At 65.3% G+C, this 15959-nt stretch carries 16 protein-coding genes; 8 read left to right on the top strand and 8 right to left on the bottom strand.

Features of this window, described 5'->3' with window-relative positions:
* Nucleotides 1-108 precede the first annotated feature (108 nt).
* From KWG56_RS03630 to KWG56_RS03620, 3 genes are all read right to left on the bottom strand, one after another.
* Nucleotides 109-576, bottom strand: a complete 468-nt coding sequence (locus tag KWG56_RS03630) for an RcnB family protein (protein ID WP_219353761.1) — start codon at nt 574-576, stop codon at nt 109-111.
* Nucleotides 577-700: 124 nt separating this feature from the next.
* Nucleotides 701-2524: a response regulator gene (locus tag KWG56_RS03625; RefSeq protein WP_219353760.1), complete on the bottom strand. Its 1824-nt coding sequence runs from the start codon at nt 2522-2524 to the stop codon at nt 701-703.
* Between the two features lie 88 nt (nt 2525-2612).
* Nucleotides 2613-2909: a BolA family protein gene (locus KWG56_RS03620; RefSeq protein WP_201100804.1), complete on the bottom strand. Its 297-nt coding sequence runs from the start codon at nt 2907-2909 to the stop codon at nt 2613-2615.
* 45 nt (nt 2910-2954) lie between these two features.
* Between KWG56_RS03620 and KWG56_RS03615 the strand changes: the two genes are divergently transcribed.
* A complete protein-coding gene (locus KWG56_RS03615) occupies nt 2955-3623 on the top strand; it encodes a J domain-containing protein (protein WP_219353759.1) in 669 nt (222 codons plus the stop codon).
* 10 nt (nt 3624-3633) lie between these two features.
* On the opposite strand, the gene KWG56_RS03610 is transcribed toward KWG56_RS03615, so the two are convergent.
* The gene (locus KWG56_RS03610) at nt 3634-4803 is read right to left on the bottom strand and encodes an N-acetylmuramoyl-L-alanine amidase family protein (RefSeq protein ID WP_219353758.1); all 1170 of its coding nucleotides are present in this window, start codon (nt 4801-4803) and stop codon (nt 3634-3636) included.
* Between the two features lie 514 nt (nt 4804-5317).
* Between KWG56_RS03610 and KWG56_RS03605 the strand changes: the two genes are divergently transcribed.
* The 3 genes from KWG56_RS03605 to KWG56_RS03595 are packed head-to-tail and all read left to right on the top strand — an operon-like array spanning nt 5318 to nt 10335.
* Nucleotides 5318-8065: an Rne/Rng family ribonuclease gene (locus KWG56_RS03605; RefSeq protein ID WP_219353757.1), complete on the top strand. Its 2748-nt coding sequence runs from the start codon at nt 5318-5320 to the stop codon at nt 8063-8065.
* Between the two features lie 58 nt (nt 8066-8123).
* Complete coding sequence (locus tag KWG56_RS03600) at nt 8124-9524, top strand: M48 family metalloprotease (protein WP_219353756.1); 1401 nt, start codon at nt 8124-8126, stop codon at nt 9522-9524.
* A 31-nt stretch (nt 9525-9555) separates the two neighbouring features.
* Nucleotides 9556-10335: a DsbA family protein gene (locus tag KWG56_RS03595; protein WP_201100400.1), complete on the top strand. Its 780-nt coding sequence runs from the start codon at nt 9556-9558 to the stop codon at nt 10333-10335.
* A gap of 106 nt (nt 10336-10441) precedes the next feature.
* Here KWG56_RS03595 and KWG56_RS03590 read toward each other — a convergent pair whose 3' ends face one another.
* Both KWG56_RS03590 and thiS read right to left on the bottom strand, forming a co-directional pair.
* Nucleotides 10442-11224, bottom strand: a complete 783-nt coding sequence (locus KWG56_RS03590; RefSeq protein ID WP_219353755.1) for a thiazole synthase — start codon at nt 11222-11224, stop codon at nt 10442-10444.
* 59 nt (nt 11225-11283) lie between these two features.
* Nucleotides 11284-11484: a sulfur carrier protein ThiS gene (gene thiS / locus KWG56_RS03585; RefSeq protein ID WP_219353754.1), complete on the bottom strand. Its 201-nt coding sequence runs from the start codon at nt 11482-11484 to the stop codon at nt 11284-11286.
* Between the two features lie 339 nt (nt 11485-11823).
* Here thiS and aroQ point away from each other — a divergent pair, with 339 nt between their 5' ends.
* The 4 genes from aroQ to aat are packed head-to-tail and all read left to right on the top strand — an operon-like array spanning nt 11824 to nt 14844.
* Nucleotides 11824-12270: a type II 3-dehydroquinate dehydratase gene (aroQ, locus tag KWG56_RS03580; protein WP_219353753.1), complete on the top strand. Its 447-nt coding sequence runs from the start codon at nt 11824-11826 to the stop codon at nt 12268-12270.
* A gap of 46 nt (nt 12271-12316) precedes the next feature.
* Entirely contained in the window at nt 12317-12805 is a 489-nt protein-coding gene (accB, locus tag KWG56_RS03575; protein WP_219353752.1) for an acetyl-CoA carboxylase biotin carboxyl carrier protein, read from the top strand.
* 9 nt (nt 12806-12814) lie between these two features.
* Complete coding sequence (accC, locus tag KWG56_RS03570; RefSeq protein ID WP_219353751.1) at nt 12815-14167, top strand: acetyl-CoA carboxylase biotin carboxylase subunit; 1353 nt, start codon at nt 12815-12817, stop codon at nt 14165-14167.
* Entirely contained in the window at nt 14137-14844 is a 708-nt protein-coding gene (gene aat, locus KWG56_RS03565; protein ID WP_219353750.1) for a leucyl/phenylalanyl-tRNA--protein transferase, read from the top strand. The genes accC and aat overlap by 31 nt, the downstream gene beginning before the upstream one ends.
* On the opposite strand, the gene KWG56_RS03560 is transcribed toward aat, so the two are convergent.
* On the bottom strand, nt 14841-15503 hold the full coding sequence (locus tag KWG56_RS03560) for a DUF2155 domain-containing protein (RefSeq protein WP_219353749.1): 663 nt from the start codon (nt 15501-15503) through the stop codon (nt 14841-14843). The two genes, aat and KWG56_RS03560, sit on opposite strands and share 4 nt — an antisense overlap.
* Nucleotides 15500-15892, bottom strand: a complete 393-nt coding sequence (locus KWG56_RS03555; protein ID WP_201100408.1) for an NADH:ubiquinone oxidoreductase subunit NDUFA12 — start codon at nt 15890-15892, stop codon at nt 15500-15502. Before KWG56_RS03555 ends, KWG56_RS03560 begins: the two co-directional genes overlap by 4 nt.
* Nucleotides 15893-15959 lie beyond the last annotated feature (67 nt).

Here is a 15959-nt window from a genome sequence, read left to right as displayed (position 1 = left end):
ATGATCCATTCAGGGCGCCGATTCTGGGCGCCGGACGCGTCGCCGTCAAACCACAACGAAAAACACCCCGGAGGTTTCCCTCCGGGGCGTTCAGCGGCCAAACCTGGGTCAGTTGAACAGACCGGCGATCACGGCTGTGACCAGACCCGTTGCAACGACGGCAAGCACCACGTCATTGCCGCTGCGGACATATTGATAGCCGCGCGGCGGGGCGCGCAGGCCGTAGCGGCCATAGTCGTGCACCACATAGTTGCTGGTGCGATAATAGGACGGCATCCGCTGGCCATAGCTCCAGCTGCGGGTGGCATAGCCGCGCGGCGCGACATAACGCGGGGCGTTATAGCGGCGCTGCGCCTGCTGCCAGCGCGCATAGTCCCTTTGATCCTGGCGATAGTCGCGTTGGTCGTGACGCGGGGCGGGACGCTGGTTCTGATGCGGATTGGGGCGATAGTTGCGATGATCCTGGCGCTGCTCATAGCGGTGGTCATTGCGCGACTGTGCCGAGGCTGCACCTGCTGCGCCCAAGGACGTCGTGGCCAGAACAGCGGCCACTGCGGCGGTGAGAAACTTGGTCATGGCGATGTCTCCATCTGCGGCCGAACGATTTCGACTGACCCGCAGAATGGACCCTGGCGTCTGAGGCTCATCTGAACCGTTCTGGTCGGCTCCCGTTCAGGCGCCCACCGCGTTTCGGCCTTAATCAGGCGGCGGCGGAGTGTTCCGTCATCGGGGCCTTGCCGCTGACCACGGCGCGACCGCCCGACGCCCGCCCCATCAGATCGGCCAGGGCGGCGAAATCGATAGGCTTGTTCAGATAGGCGTCGGCGCCAGCCTCCAGCCCCGCCTCATGATCTTCGTTCCGGGCCGAGGCCGACAGGACGACAATAGGCGTCTCTGCATTGGGCCCTGCGCCGTTGCGTATGCTGCGCGTGGCGGTCAGCCCGTCCATGACGGGCATGTTCACATCCATGATGATCAGGTCGAACGGTTGTTCGTTCGCCGCCTCGATGGCCAGAACGCCGTTTTCCGCGGTGGCTGTGATGTGGGATGACGTGCTCATCCACGCCTCCAGAATCATGCGGTTCACGGGGTGATCCTCGACCACCAGAACACGCATGCCCTGGCCCGATCCGGCCTTGTCTTTGGCCTTCTCGACAGGGGCAGGCTTGGCCCACTCCACCACCTCGGCCTCGACGGAAAGGGTGAAGGTCGAGCCTTCGCCCAGTTTTGAGGTCACGGCGATGTCGCCGCCCATGATGTTGGCCATGCGCCGCGCGATGGTCAGGCCCAGCCCCGTGCCGCCGAAACGACGCGTGGACGAGGCATCGACCTGGGTGAAGGGTTGGAACAGGCGCTCCAGATCCGCTGACGAAATTCCGGCGCCGCTGTCGGTGACGGAGAAATCGAACCGCACCCGCTGGGCCGAAATCCGCTCCCCCCGCACCAGATAACGCACCTCGCCGTATTCGGTGAACTTCACCGCATTCGACAGAAGGTTTTGCACCACCTGGCAGACACGCAAGGGATCGCCCCGCACGATGGTGGGCAGTTCGCCTTCCAGAACGGTGACGAAACTCAGCCCCTTGGCCTCAGCCTGCGCCTCGAACGGGCCGGTGATGCGCTTCTGCAAATCCTCCATGACGACATCGACGACCTCGAAATTCATCTTGCCCGCCTCGATCTTGGTCATGTCGAGGATGTCGTTCAGCAGGTTGAGCAGATTGTCGCCCGAGTTGCGGATGATCGACAGATATTCCCGTTGGGTCGTTTCCAGCCGCGTGGCGCTCAACAATTGGGCCGCGCCCAGAACGCCATTCATTGGCGTACGCAACTCGTGTGAGATCACGCCCAGGAAGTTGGACTTGGCGTCATTGGCCGCATTGGCTCGGTCCCGCGCCGCTTCAAGTTCAGCAATCAGGTGAGCCTGATGGGTCTGGAAGGCCAAAATGCGCTCTTCGCGCAGCATGGTCATGGTCACCAGCACGAACAGCCCGGCCGCCGTGAACGGCAGGACACCCAGCATCGACCAGAATTCCGGCGTGCCCCACAGACTCAACAGGATGATGGTCGCCGCCGCGCCATAGGGCGACGATATGATCACCGCCTGTCGTGGCGAACTGCGCAGTTGCGCAAAGACCAGCACATAGCCGGAGATGATCAGCGCAAGGGCCAGCGGCTGGCCAAAGCCGGAAGGAGAGAACCAGGCCATCAACGGGGCTACCGCCCATGCGCCGGTCGTCGCCGTGGCGACCACCGGGAACACCAGGCCCCAGCCCGCGCCATTGTCCACCTGATTGCGCAGGCGATGCTCGACCCAGCCCCGGAACGAACCGGCGCCCAGCGTCAGAATGAACCAAAGAATCGCCTGCCACCAACCGACCGTCGCCAAAAGGCCCAGTGCCCAGGAGGCGATGATCAGATAACGAAGGTATTGGGTCTGCAGAATGGCGGTCAGAGCCTGAGCTGCGTCGCCGACCCGTTGTTCTGCGGGAATCGCTCTTGCGACGCCGTCAGTCTCCACCATCGATCAGCCCCACCTTCTGTTGGTGGTGCAACGCTAGAACGAAGGTTCTAAGACGAAGTGAACAATAGTCGCGCCTGAAACCTGGGGTTTAAGAGGCCTCAGACGGCGTTAAGGCTTTGATTGATAAGGCATGAACCGGCCCAGCCAGTTCAGGGCGCAACAGGGCGTTCACCGTCCGCTGACGTGCAACCCGTGACTGTCCCTCGAAAACCGGCGACACGATCACTAGATTGAAGTGGCTCTCGCCGCCGGGCTTGGCGTCCATGCCTCCTTCATGGTGGTGACCGGCGTGGCGCCAGCTGTCATCTTCAAGCTCCAGCCGTTGCGGCGACAGCGCGGCGGTGAGTTTTTCACGGATAATCGCCGCTACGGGGCCTTCCGACATGATCGTTTCCTTGATGCCGTCTAATTCGGCCCTACACTTCGTGTGATGTCCGCTTCATTTCAATACAAGCCACGCTTCACCGATATCCGCGTGAAGCCGCCCAAGCCCGAGGAAGAGGCCGCCCAGGCTGACGTGCTTCACCTCAAGCCGGGCGAGAAGCCGTGCCAGTGGCCGGACTGCCGCAAGGCGGCTGCCGCCAAGGCGCCGAAATCGCGCGAGCGGTTGAACGACTTCTATGAGTTCTGCCAGGCGCACGCGGGCGAATATAACAAGGGCTGGAACTTCTACGCCGGGATGAGCGAAGGCGAAGTCCGCGCCGCCCAGGAGAACGAAGCCATGACCGGCGGTCGCCCGACATGGGAGATGAAGGCGGGCAAGTTCACGCGTGAAGCCGCCGCCTTCTCGGCCAAGATGGGCACGGCCAACAACACCGGCGCCGGCTCATGGCGGGACAGCTTCGGCCTGTTCGGACGGCGCGGCGATCAGGCCCCGCAGTCCCCGGCCGAAGATCGCCGCGTCGGCAAGCTGGAACGCACGGCTTTGGCCGACCTGGGCCTTGAGCCCGGCGCCGACAAGGAAAAGGTGAAGGCCCAGTACCATGACATGCTGAAGCGTTTTCACCCCGACACCAACGGCGGTGATCGCGGCGCGGAAGCCAAGCTGCAGCGGGTCATCAAGGCCTACAAGACCCTGAAGAAAGCCGGACTGGCCTAGGCCCTGAGTTTCAGGGCTGGCCCATCGCGCCGCCGCTGGACGCCATCATCAGGGGCGCCTGCGGCTGGCTGAAATAGCGATCAATGCCGTCGGCGACGGCCTTCATCATGCGGCGGCGGACGCGTTCGTCGCTCAGGGCGCGTTCGTCCTCGGCATTGGTGATGAAGCCCATCTCCAGCAGAACCGCAGGCACGTCTGGCGCCAGCAGGACGGCCAGACCGGCGTCGCGATGGCTGCGACGCAGCAGCGGGCGGTCGGTGGCCTCCAGATGTGTCAGCAGAACCCGGGCGAACTGGGCCGAGCGATTCTGGGTCGCACGCTGGGTCATGTCCAGCAGGATGCGGTCCACTGACGGATCGCGGCCCGGCAGATGCAGATCGCGGTGCCAGTTATCGCCGCGCGTGAACTCACGCACCGCACGACCCGCGCCCTGCTCGGACAGGGTATAGACGCTGGCGCCGCGGATCGCCGGGTCCGACCCCGCATCGGCGTGCAGAGAGATGAACAGGTCGGCGTTGGCCTGACGCGCGATGGTGACGCGGCGGTTCAGGTCGACATAGCTGTCGTCAGAACGCGTCATGTGCACGCGGTACTTGCCGGTCCGCTCCAACTCGGCCTTCAAAGCCAGGGCGGCGGCCAGAGTGATGGTCTTTTCGCGCACATTGGCGCCCGCGGCGCCAGGGTCGCGTCCGCCGTGGCCGGCGTCGATCACGATCAGAGGCTTTTCTGCGCGGCGAGGTTCCGTCGCACGCGGCGCCGCACGCGTCGGCGTGATCGCGGCGCCGGTCGCCTTGAGGTCGATGACATAACGAAAGTGAGGCACGCCATCGCCAGGCGGCAACAGGAAACGCCGCTCGATCTCGCTGCCGCGCGCCAGCTCCAGTTGGACGCGCGAGCCGCCGCCGTTGGCGTCGACACGGAATGACCGAACCAGGCCCGAACCGCCGCCATCCAGCCCCCGGCCGGTGGCGACGCCCGACAACGCCACAGTGACGCGGCCGTCTGCGCCCGCGTCGATGACACGGCCCTGCGCCGACTTTTCAAGGTCGATTACAACGCGCGTGCGGTCGCCGTCGGCGCCGAACCTTATGCCCAGCACCTCCCCGCTTGAGCCCCACGCAAGACCGCGCGTGGCGAACAGGACGACCGTGCACATGACCACGAAGGCCAGAGCGGTCATCGCCCATTCCTTCGTGCGCCAACGCGCAATGTCTGACAAAAAGCGACCGCTCATCCCGACGACGAACCCACTACACAACTAATCAGCCGCCATATTGATCGGGTCTCGTATTCAGGGGGTTAAGGCGGAAGCCTTTTAATTCATATTTGTCGTGACTATGCTGTGACCGCTCGCGAACCGATCGCGCCTCTTCGCTGTTGTGAAGATCGGCGCGCCCTCCTCGCGGCGCTGACTTTCACCAATCCGAGAACCGCCCCGGCATAGCCGATGGTTCGAAGAGCGGACCATGGACGCGGCCTCTCGTGCCTACACGAGATTGGCGCGCCTGGTTCAGGACCGACGACTTCCATGGGCCCACACGCCTGCACCCCCCAACGGCTTGTTCAAGCCAGCTTCGCCGATCTCGGCGAGGGGATGCTGCGCGCCCTGGCCCCTTCCCCCGTTCGGCGAGCCGCCACGACCCTGCCCAGTTTCCTGGGAGGGCGGGCCTGTGCGCGCCAGAGAGAGACTTTCAATGTCAAAGACAATGCTGATCGATGCGGCGCATCCGGAGGAGACCCGGGTCGCCATCGTGGATGGACGGCAGATTGAGGAATTCGATTTCGAATCCCGTGCGAAGCGCCAACTTCGCGGCAACATCTATCTCGCCAAGGTCACCCGCGTAGAGCCCAGCCTTCAGGCCGCCTTCGTCGAGTACGGCGGCAATCGCCACGGTTTCCTGGCCTTCAACGAAATCCACCCCGACTATTACCAGATCCCTGTCGCCGACCGCGAAGCCATCATGGCCGAAGCGCACGACGATGAGGACGACGACGATCTTGACCGCGATTCCACGGGCGACGACGTCGATCCTGAATCCGCCCTGGCGGATGAGGAGCGCCTGAAGCGCCGCCTGATGCGTCGCTACAAGATCCAGGACGTCATCAAGCGTCGCCAGATCCTGCTGGTGCAGGTCGTCAAGGACGAGCGCGGCGCCAAGGGCGCGGCCCTGACCACCTGGCTGTCGCTGGCGGGCCGCTACTGCGTCCTGATGCCGAACACCGGCAAGGGCGGCGGCATTTCGCGCAAGATCACCAACACCTCCGACCGCCGTCGCCTGAAGAGCGCCGTCGCCGCCCTGGAAGTGCCGCAGGGCATGGGCCTGATCATCCGCACGGCGGGCGCCAAGCGCACCAAGGCCGAGATCAAGCGCGACTATCAATATCTGCTGCGGCTGTGGGAGACGATCCGCGAGACGACCCTCGCCTCCAACGCTCCGTCGATGATCTACGAAGAGGAAAACCTCGTCCGCCGCGCCGTGCGCGACATGTTCGACAAGGACTTTGACGGCATTCAGGTCGAGGGCGTCGAGGGCTTCAAGGAGGCGCGCGACTTCATGCGCGTGCTGATGCCCGCCCAGGCCAAGAAGGTTCACCTGTATCGCGGCTCGCGGCCCCTCTTCGCCGCCAACGGCATTGAAGAGCTGCTGACACAGATTCACCAGCCGGTCGTACCATTGAAGTCGGGCGGCTATCTGGTCATCAACCAGACCGAGGCCCTGGTGGCCATCGACGTCAACTCGGGCCGCGCCACCAAGGAACGCAACGTCGAGCAGACGGCGTTCAAGACCAATATGGAAGCCGCCGTCGAGGCCGCGCGCCAGCTGCGCCTGCGCGACCTTGCGGGTCTGGTCGTCATCGACTTCATCGACATGGATGAGGGCAAGAACAACCGCACCGTCGAGCGCGTGCTGAAGGAGGCCCTGGCCGCCGACCGCGCCCGCATCCAGATGGGCCGCATCTCGCCCTTCGGCCTGATGGAGATCAGCCGCCAGCGCCGCCGCCTGGGCGTTATCGAGGGCGCGACCGAGGCCTGCCCGCACTGCCAGGGCTCGGGCCGCATCCGTTCGGCGGAATCCGCCGCCCTGATGACCCTGCGCGCCGTCGACATCGAGGCCGGCAAGAACGGCGCAGGCGTCGTGGTGCTGAAGGTCTGCACCGCCGTCGGCCTCTATATCCTGAACCACAAGCGCGCCTATCTGCAGGACCTGCTGGAGCGTCGCGGGCTGAACGTCATCGTCCAGATCGACGACAGCCTGGGTCAGGGCGAGCACAATATCGAACGGACCGAGACGAACGAGGACTTCGTCGCGCCCGAGATCGAACTGCCCAACCTGAACGACGACTTCGACGCCTCGCTCTACGAAGACGAGGACGAGGACGGCGACGACGAAGAAATCATCAGCGATGATGACGACGAGGACGAAGACTCGCTGGAACGCGAGGACAGCGACGACGACGAACCCCGTGAACGCGCCGAGCGCGCCGAATCCGGTGGTCGCGGTCGCGGCCGCAACCGTCGCCGCCGCGGCGGTCGTCGTGACGAGGAAACCACGGACGCGCCGGAAGCCCTGACCGTCGAAGACGCCTCTGACGACGAGGAAGACGAGAACGGCCGCCGCCGTCGTCGTGGCCGTCGAGGCGGTCGCCGCGTCCGTGAGGACGGCGAGCGCGACGTCTACACCTGGGTGCGCGGCCGCACGCCGTCGCTGGACGATCCCTATGTCTGGTTCGACCCGCTGAACCCGAGCCGCGCCGAGCCGCGCCAGGAACGCGCCGAACGCCCCGTCGCTGCTGAGGCGGAAGTCGAAGGACTGGATGTCGTCGCCTCGGAAGGTGCGAGCGAAGAAGGCGGTCGTTCGCGCCGTCGTCGCCGTCGCGGGCGTGGTCGCGGCGGAGACGCAGCGCACGAGCAGAAGGTCGAGAACCGCGCCACCAACGAAGGCATGGCGCCGGACGGTTCGCCCGACACGCCGATGGCCGTCATGATCGCGCCGACCGAAGACACGGTTGAGGCCGATACGCCCGCCATCGCGCCTGAGCCGCAACGCCGCCGCGTGCGCCGCAAGTCGGCCAGCGCCGAAACCGCAGCCCAGGTCGCCGTCGAGATCGAAGCCAAGGCCGAGCCGGAAACGGCTGCAGAGCCCCACGTCGAACCGCATCCCGACACTGCGATCGAGACGAACGAGGCGCCGGTCGAAGGCACGCCGGTCCAGCTGGACGTCACGCCCCAGACAGCCTTCGCCGTCGAACAGGCGCTGGCTCAGGCTGTTCACGAACCCCAGCCCGCTTTCGTCGATCTGGCGTCTGTCGAAGCCGTGGTCGTCAACGAACCCGTCGTCGCGCCTCAGCCCGAAGTCGATGTTCAGGCCATCATCGCCGAAGATCCGAACCAGATCGTCGCACCTCCCGAAAAGCCCAAGCGGGGGTGGTGGCGCCGCTGATCGGTCACGATTAGACTGTCAGAATGCAGACGGGGGTCGATCGTTACCGGAGTGCGCCATGACGTGGCTTCCTCGATCAGCAACCCGTCTTCTGGCGGCGGCGGCAACGGGCCTGATGGTCCTTGTCGCCGCTGGCCAGGCCTCTGCCCAGAGCATGATCCGCGACACCGAGATCGAGGGAATCATTCGCGGCTGGGCTGATCCGGTCTTCGTGGCCATGGGGCTGAACCCGTCCGACATCGAAGTCCTGCTGGTCAACGACAACGATCTGAACGCCTTTGCGACCCGCGGACGGATCATGGGCGTCAACACCGGCCTGATCCTGCGCACCAAGAACCCCAGCGAACTGCTGGGCGTGATGGCCCACGAAGCGGGCCATATCAAAAACCGCCACACCCTGCGCGACGGCGCCCAGAACGCGGGCAAGCAGCCCATGTTCATGACCATGGCCCTGGGGGCGCTGGCCATCGCCGCAGGCGCGCCGGACGCGGGCGTGGCCCTGCTGGGCTCCAGCCAGTATTTCGGAACCCTGGGCGCCCTGCACTACATGCAGAGCCAGGAGGGCGAAGCCGACCTGACCGGCGCCCGCGCGCTGGAGAGGGCCGGAGAAACCGGCGCAGGCCTTGTGTCCTTCTTCGAGAATTTCCGCTCGCAAGAAGTCTTCTCCGACGCACGCCGCTACCCCTATTTCCGCAGCCACCCCCTGTCATCGCAACGGATCGAATCCATGCGCCGCTTCGTGCAGGAGCAGCCGCACTACAGCCACCGCGACAGCTCCGAACGCATGGCCCAGCACGCCCTGATCCTGGCCAAGATCCATGCCTTCATGGATCCGCCGAACCAGACCCTGCGGTCTTACCCGTCGACAGACACCTCCCTGCCCGGCCGTTATGCACGCGCCATCGCCTGGTATCGCGACGGCCAGACCGACCGCGCCCTGATGGCGGTGGATGAACTGATCGCGGGCGACGAAACCAATCCGTATTTCCAGGAATTGAAGGGTCAGGTCCTGTTTGAGGAAGGCCGCCCGGTCGAGGCCGTCGTGGCCCATCGCGAGGCTGTGCGCCTGGCCCCTGACGCCCCTCTGCTGCGCGTCAACCTGGCCCACGCCCTGATCGAAACCAACGACCCCGCCAATCTGGACGAGGCCATCAGCCAGCTGAAACACGCCACCGTCGCCGAGAAGGACAACACCATGGCCTGGCGCCTGTTGTCCCAGGCCTATGCGTCCAAGGGGATGGAAGGCGAAGCGCGCCTGGCCTCAGCGGAACTCTATTTCGCTGCCGGCGCCGAAAAGGAAGCCGTGCAGTTCGCCCTGCGCGCCCGCAGCATGCTGCAGCCGACCTCTATCGAATGGCGCCGCGCCATGGACATCGTCCTGGCTTCAGGCGCCACGCCCGCCGACATTCAGGATCTGGACCGGCGCGACGCCCTGCGCCGTCCGGCCACCTTGAACTGATCCCCCTTCCTCCGACGACTGACGAGCCTTCATGACCGACGACGCCCCCGCGCCCGAAACCAAAGCCGCCCCCGCATCGAACTGGCTGACTGGCGCGCGCGCTGGCTATCTGGCCCTCGGCGTGTCGGTCGTGGCGCTGGGCCTGGCCGCCGCGCCCTATTTCACCGGCGGCGGCGAGAATGTGCGCGCCTATCTGCTGAAACATCCCGAAGTCCTTCAGGAGGCCAGCCAGGCGCTGCAGGAAAAGGGTGAACAGGCCCGCGTGGACGAAACCAACCAGGCCGCCGCCGCCAACGCCGCCTTGCTGAAGCCCGATCCGCGCGACCCCAGCTTCGGCCCGGCGGACGCCAAGGTGACGGTGATCGAATTCTTCGACTTCCGTTGCCCTGGTTGCAAGGCCGTGGCCCACGACTACCGCGCCCTGATGGCCGCCCACCCCGAGGTCCGCTTCGTCTTCAAGGACTGGCCGATCCTGGACCGGGGCGAGGACGTCACCTCGCAGTACGCCGCCCGCGCCGCCTTGGCCGCGCATCAGCAGGGCAAGTATCTGGAGGTCTATGACGCCCTGATGACCGAGCGGGCGCTGAGCATCGAAGCCATCGACCGCATCCTGGCCGAGCACGGCGTCGACATGACGCGCGCCAAGGCGGCCGTCGCCTCGCCCGAGACGACCCGCCACATCGCCGACATCCATACGACGGCGGCCGCCCTGCGCCTGCAAGGCACCCCCACCTTCCTGGTCAACGGCAAGGCCAGCCCCAGCATCGACCCCGCCGAAGTCGGCAAGATGATCGAGGCGGCGAAACGCTGATCTATTCCTTCTCTGAAGCGTAATTAGGGGGCGGTCATGCCTTGACCGCCCCCTAATCCGTCTCGCTTCACGATCCGCCTTCTCCCGCAAAGGCAGGAAGAGCGCGTCAGATCAATCCCGTCGTGGGTGACGACGGGTCGCCATACACCCGCTTGGGCATCCGGCCCGCCAGATAGGAATCGCGGCCTGCGAGGACCGCGTGCTTCATCGCGCGAGCCATGCGGATGGGGTCTTTCGCTCCGGCGATGGCGGTGTTCATCAGAACGGCGTCGCAGCCCAGCTCCATCGCCAGCGTCGCATCCGACGCCGTGCCCAGACCAGCGTCAACCACCACGGGCACCTTGGTCTGATCAACGATCAGCTTGATGTTCACAGGGTTGAGCAGGCCCAGGCCCGAGCCGATGGGCGCCGCCAGGGGCATGATGGCCGCAGCCCCTGCGTCCTCCAGCTTGCGGCAATAGACGGGGTCATCGGTGCAATAGACCATGACGTCGAACCCATCGGCGACCAGCAGCTTCAGCGACCGCAGCGTCTCTTCCATGTCGGGATACAGCAGGTTCGGGTCCGACAGCACTTCCAGCTTGACCAGGTTCCAGTCGCCTGCCTCTCGCGCCAGACGCAGGGTCCGCACCGCGTCCTCGCCGGTGAAACAGCCTGCTGTATTGGGCAGGTATGTGTACTGATCCGGCTTCACAAAATCGACCAGCATCGGCTGGGTCGGGTCCGACAGGTTCACGCGGCGCATGGCGACGGTCACCATCTCGGCGCCGGCAGCTTCGGCGGCGGCGGCGTTCTGGGCGTAGTCGGCATATTTGCCGGTGCCCACGATCAGGCGCGAGGTGAAGGTGCGGCCCGCGACGGACCAGGTTTCAGTAGCTGTCTCGGTCATGGGTCTGACCTAGTCCCCCAGGCGCGCGAAGCAAAGCGCGGTCACGGGATTTGATGAAATCAGCCGCCGCCGACGAACTGGACCAGTTCGATCCGGTCGCCCTCGGCCACCGTCGTTGTTGCATGAAGGGACTTGGGCACGATTTCCAGATTGCGCTCGACCGCCACCTTGCGCGGGTCCAGCGACAATTCCTCGACCAGCGCCAGAATGGTGGCGGACTGGACCTGGCGCAGTTCGCCATTCAATTGGATCTGGTGCACGGCGTGTCTCCCGACGATGGTCAGCGTCAGCGGGGGACATAGGGCCAAGCGACGCGTTTCGCCAGCCGTTCAGCCGACCTCGAACAGATAGGCGCAGATCACGACGGCGACGGCCGCACCCGCCGCCACGATGGAACGAACGATCAATTTGACGTCTTCGCGCATACTTCCGCGCTCCTCGACGGGCGTCCCGAAAGCGGACGATTGATCAAATCCGTGCGAAATCTGCGCCATCCGCCTTACGTCGGGTAAGGTTCCTGCTGCTAGACCGTTTGACCCACGGCCAGCCTCGGCTAAAAGGCCCCTCTTGTGCTGCGAAAGCGTCCGATTCCGGAATCCATGGCCGAAACGCCTGTCATCCATGTGCTCAACGGCCCCAATCTGAACCTGCTCGGGGTTCGGGAACCGGAAATCTATGGCCGCGACACCCTCGCGGACATCGAGCAGCGCTGCGCGAAAGCGGCTGGTGAGGCGCAGATCGTCTTCCGCCAGAGCAATCACGAGGGCGTGCTGGTCGACTGGATTCAGGAAGCGCGTGAAGGCGCGGACGCCCTGATCATCAATCCGGCGGCCTACAGCCACACCTCGGTCGCGCTGCACGATGCGCTGAAGACGCTGTCGATCCCGGTGATCGAACTGCATCTGTCCAATCCGGCGGCGCGCGAAGCCTTCCGGCATCACTCCTATGTGTCGTCCGCGGCGACCGGCGTCATCGCCGGGTTCGGCGCGCACGGCTATGAACTGGCCGTCCAGGCGGCTCTCACCAAGGTCCGGGAACGCGCCTGAGGGCCGACCCGTTCTCACTGAACACGAAAGACAAGGCGCAATTCCAATGGCCGATGACAAGAAACACGCCGAGATCGACGCGACCCTGGTTCGCCAGTTGGCTGACATCCTCAATGAAACCGACCTGACGGAAGTCGAAGTCGAACGCGGCGACCTGCGCATCCGCGTCGCCCGCGAGATCACCGTGAACGCCGCTCCGGTCCAGTATGCCGCCGCCCCCGCTGCGGTCGCAGCCCCTGCCGCCGCCGCTGCTCCGGTCGCCATGCCTTCGGACCCCGCCACCATCGTCGCCCGCACGGGTGAAGAGGTGAAGTCGCCGATGGTCGGCACCGCCTATCTGCAGGCCTCGCCGGAAGCCCCGGCGTTCGTCCAGCCGGGCGACAAGGTCAAGAAGGGCCAGACCCTGCTGATCGTCGAAGCCATGAAGACGATGAACCCGATCCAGGCCCCGCGCGACGGCGTCGTGGCGGAAATTCTGGTCGGCGACGCCCAGCCGGTCGAATTCGGCGAACCGCTCGTCCTGCTGGAAGCCTAAGGCGCCCTGATGTTCACCAAGGTCCTCATCGCCAACCGCGGCGAGATCGCGCTGCGTATCCACCGCGCGTGCAAGGAGATGGGCATTTCGACCGTCGCCGTGCACTCGGAAGCCGATCGCGGCGCCATGTGGGTGCGTCTGGCGGATGAAAGCGTCTGCATCGGCCCCGCCTCGGCGGCAAAGTCGTATCTGAACATCCCCTCGATCATCGCGGCGGCTGAAATCACCGGCGCCCAGGCGATCCACCCCGGCTACGGCTTCCTGTCCGAGAACGCCCGTTTCGCCGAGATCGTCGAGGCCCACGGCCTGACCTTCATCGGCCCCAAGCCCGAGCACATCCGTGTCATGGGCGACAAGATCAGCGCCAAACAGACCGTCAAGGATGCGGGCATCCCCGTCGTCCCCGGCTCTGACGGCGAGGTCGAGACTGTCGAGGCCGCAATCGAAGCGTCCAAGGCCATCGGCTTCCCCCTGATCGTCAAGGCGGCGGCTGGCGGCGGCGGTCGCGGCATGAAGGTCGCCATGACGCCGGACGATCTGATTGAGGCGGTTCAGACGGCCCAGTCCGAAGCCAAGGCCGCCTTCGGCAACGGCGCCGTCTATATGGAGCGCTATCTCCAGAAGCCGCGCCACATCGAGATCCAGGTCATCGCCGACAGCCACGGCAACGTCGTCCACCTGGGCGAACGCGACTGCTCGCTGCAACGCCGCCACCAGAAGGTGCTGGAGGAGGCCCCCTCGCCCGCATTGTCGGCTGAGGGTCGCAAGAAGATCGGCGAGACGGTCAACAAGGCCATCGCCGCCATCGGCTATCTGGGCGTCGGCACCATCGAGTTCCTGTGGGAGGACGGCGAGTTCTTCTTCATCGAGATGAACACCCGCCTGCAGGTCGAACACCCGGTCACGGAAATGATCACGGGCGTCGATCTGGTGCGTGAACAGGTCCGCATCGCCGCCGGTCTGCCCCTGTCCTTCACCCAGGACGACATCAGCTTCGAAGGCCACGCCATCGAGGTGCGGATCAACGCCGAGAACCCGGAAACCTTCACCCCGTCACCGGGCAAGATTACAGACTTCCACGCGCCGGGCGGTCTGGGCGTGCGTCTGGATAGCGCCATCTACGCCGGCTATTCGATCCCACCCTACTATGACAGCCTGATCGGCAAGCTGATCGTCCACGGCCGCGACCGCGAAGAGGCCATCGCGCGCCTGAAGCGTTCGCTGAACGAGATCGTCATCGGCGGCGTCGACACCACCATTCCCCTGTTCCAGAAGTTGCTGCAGGAGCCGGATATTCTGTCTGGCGACTACGACATCCACTGGCTGGAGAAATGGGCCGCCCGCCAGAAGGGCGAAGCCTGACCGACCCCGATTTCAGCGCCAGCGGGCCTTTCGGCGGCTTCGGCCCCGAGGACCTGCTGGCCTGTTACGCCCGGGGCGTGTTTCCCATGGCCGAGGCGCGTGATGATCCGCGCGTCTTCATCATCGAGCCGGACCAGCGCGGCGTCATTCCGCTGGATGCTTTCCATATTCCCGCGCGCCTGCGCCGCACCGTGCGAAGCGAACCGTTCGAAGTGCGGATCGACACCGCCTTCGAAGCCGTCCTGGACGGGTGCGCCGCAGCCCAGGGGCCGGATCGGGAAGACACCTGGATCAATGCGCCGATCCGCCGCCTCTACGCCGCCCTGTTCGCCATGGGCCACGTCCATTCCATCGAATGTTGGAAGGATGAGCGGCTGGTTGGCGGCCTGTACGGCGTCTCGCTGGGCGGCGCCTTCTTCGGCGAGAGCATGTTCAGCCGCGAACGGGACGCCTCAAAAGTGGCTTTGGTCCATCTGGTCGCGCGCCTGCGCAAAGGCGGCTGGACGCTGCTGGACGCCCAGTTCCTGACCGAGCATCTAAGCCAGTTCGGCGCCGTCGAAACCCCGCAGGCGACCTATCTGCGACGCCTGAAACCCGCGTTGATGGTTGTGCCGGATCAGGCCGCACTGCTCGGACAAATGAATGGCACTGAAGCCGTCGCGCTGGCGACAGCCTAGTTTTTGCAGCCCACGACCCAGGCGTCATAGTTGACGTTCTGAAGCCCGCTGACCGCAGGCGACGAGGCGAACATCCAGCCACGGAAGATCTGGCGGGGTTCGGCGCCCTGAGTGGAGCCGCGCGGCTGCACCGACACGTCCACATAGGCGATGGAGTCTTCGGTCAGTTCGTCCGGGGTCGAAACCTCGCAGGCGCGGACGTTGAAGATGAGGTTCTGGTTGAAGCGCACGGGACGGCCGCCGACCTCGACCTCGAACTTCATGCTTTCTGCCGTCGTCTTGTCGATGGCCTGGATGACCGCGAACTTGCGGCGCTGGCGCCGGGCGGGCGTGGCCGGTTGTTCGATAGCCTTTTCAACCGGCGCGGCGACGACCTCGTCCGCCACCTTCTCCACCGCCTCGTCTTCAGCGATGATGATTGCGGGCGGCGGGGTCACCGCGACCGGGCTTTTGGGCGCAGGCGCACCGGACGGCGCCGTTTCCGTAGGCACGACGGTCGGCGCCTGGGCCGGGGTCTTCCTGAGAATGTCGCCGATGGGGTCGGACTGAACCGGCCGCGCATCCCGTGGGGCGTCCTGAAGCACGCTGGCCGTCACTGCGCCAGCGCTCAACACGCCGACGACGGCCGCCGCGCCCATCAGGAGGCGGTTCGTTTTCACTCAGGCGTCCAGGCTTGATAGTCGCCGGTCGCAGCGGGTCGCTTGGCGTCATTGGCCAGCGAGCCGGGCGGACGCCAGGCCAGCGGGGTGCCGCTGAGGTTCGGCAGGTGATCCTTTTCCCACGACCGACGCGGCAACGGCTCTTCCGTCGGCGGCAGGTCGAAGGTGTAGTGCAGCCAGCCGTGCCAGTCCGCAGACACCTTGGAGGCCTCGGCATAGCCGTCATAAATGACCCAGCGGCGCTTGCGTCCGTCATAGCTGACGTTGTCGCGGCTCTCGTAATAGCGATTGCCGTTCTCGTCCGCGCCGACATAGCGGCCACGCTTGGCGATGGTGAAACGGGTGCCGATCGTGGCGCCCTCCCACCAACCGAAAATCTTGCTCAACACGTCTTAGAAATCCAGGTCATGCAGCCGCGGCGGGAGGTCCGGCGGCTGGGAGGGATCATAGAAACCT

Origin of the sequence: Brevundimonas nasdae, assembly GCF_019395145.1 — a bacterium.
GTDB classification, from domain to species: Bacteria; Pseudomonadota; Alphaproteobacteria; order Caulobacterales; family Caulobacteraceae; genus Brevundimonas; species Brevundimonas nasdae.
This window is presented reverse-complemented; position numbering and strand designations above follow the sequence as displayed.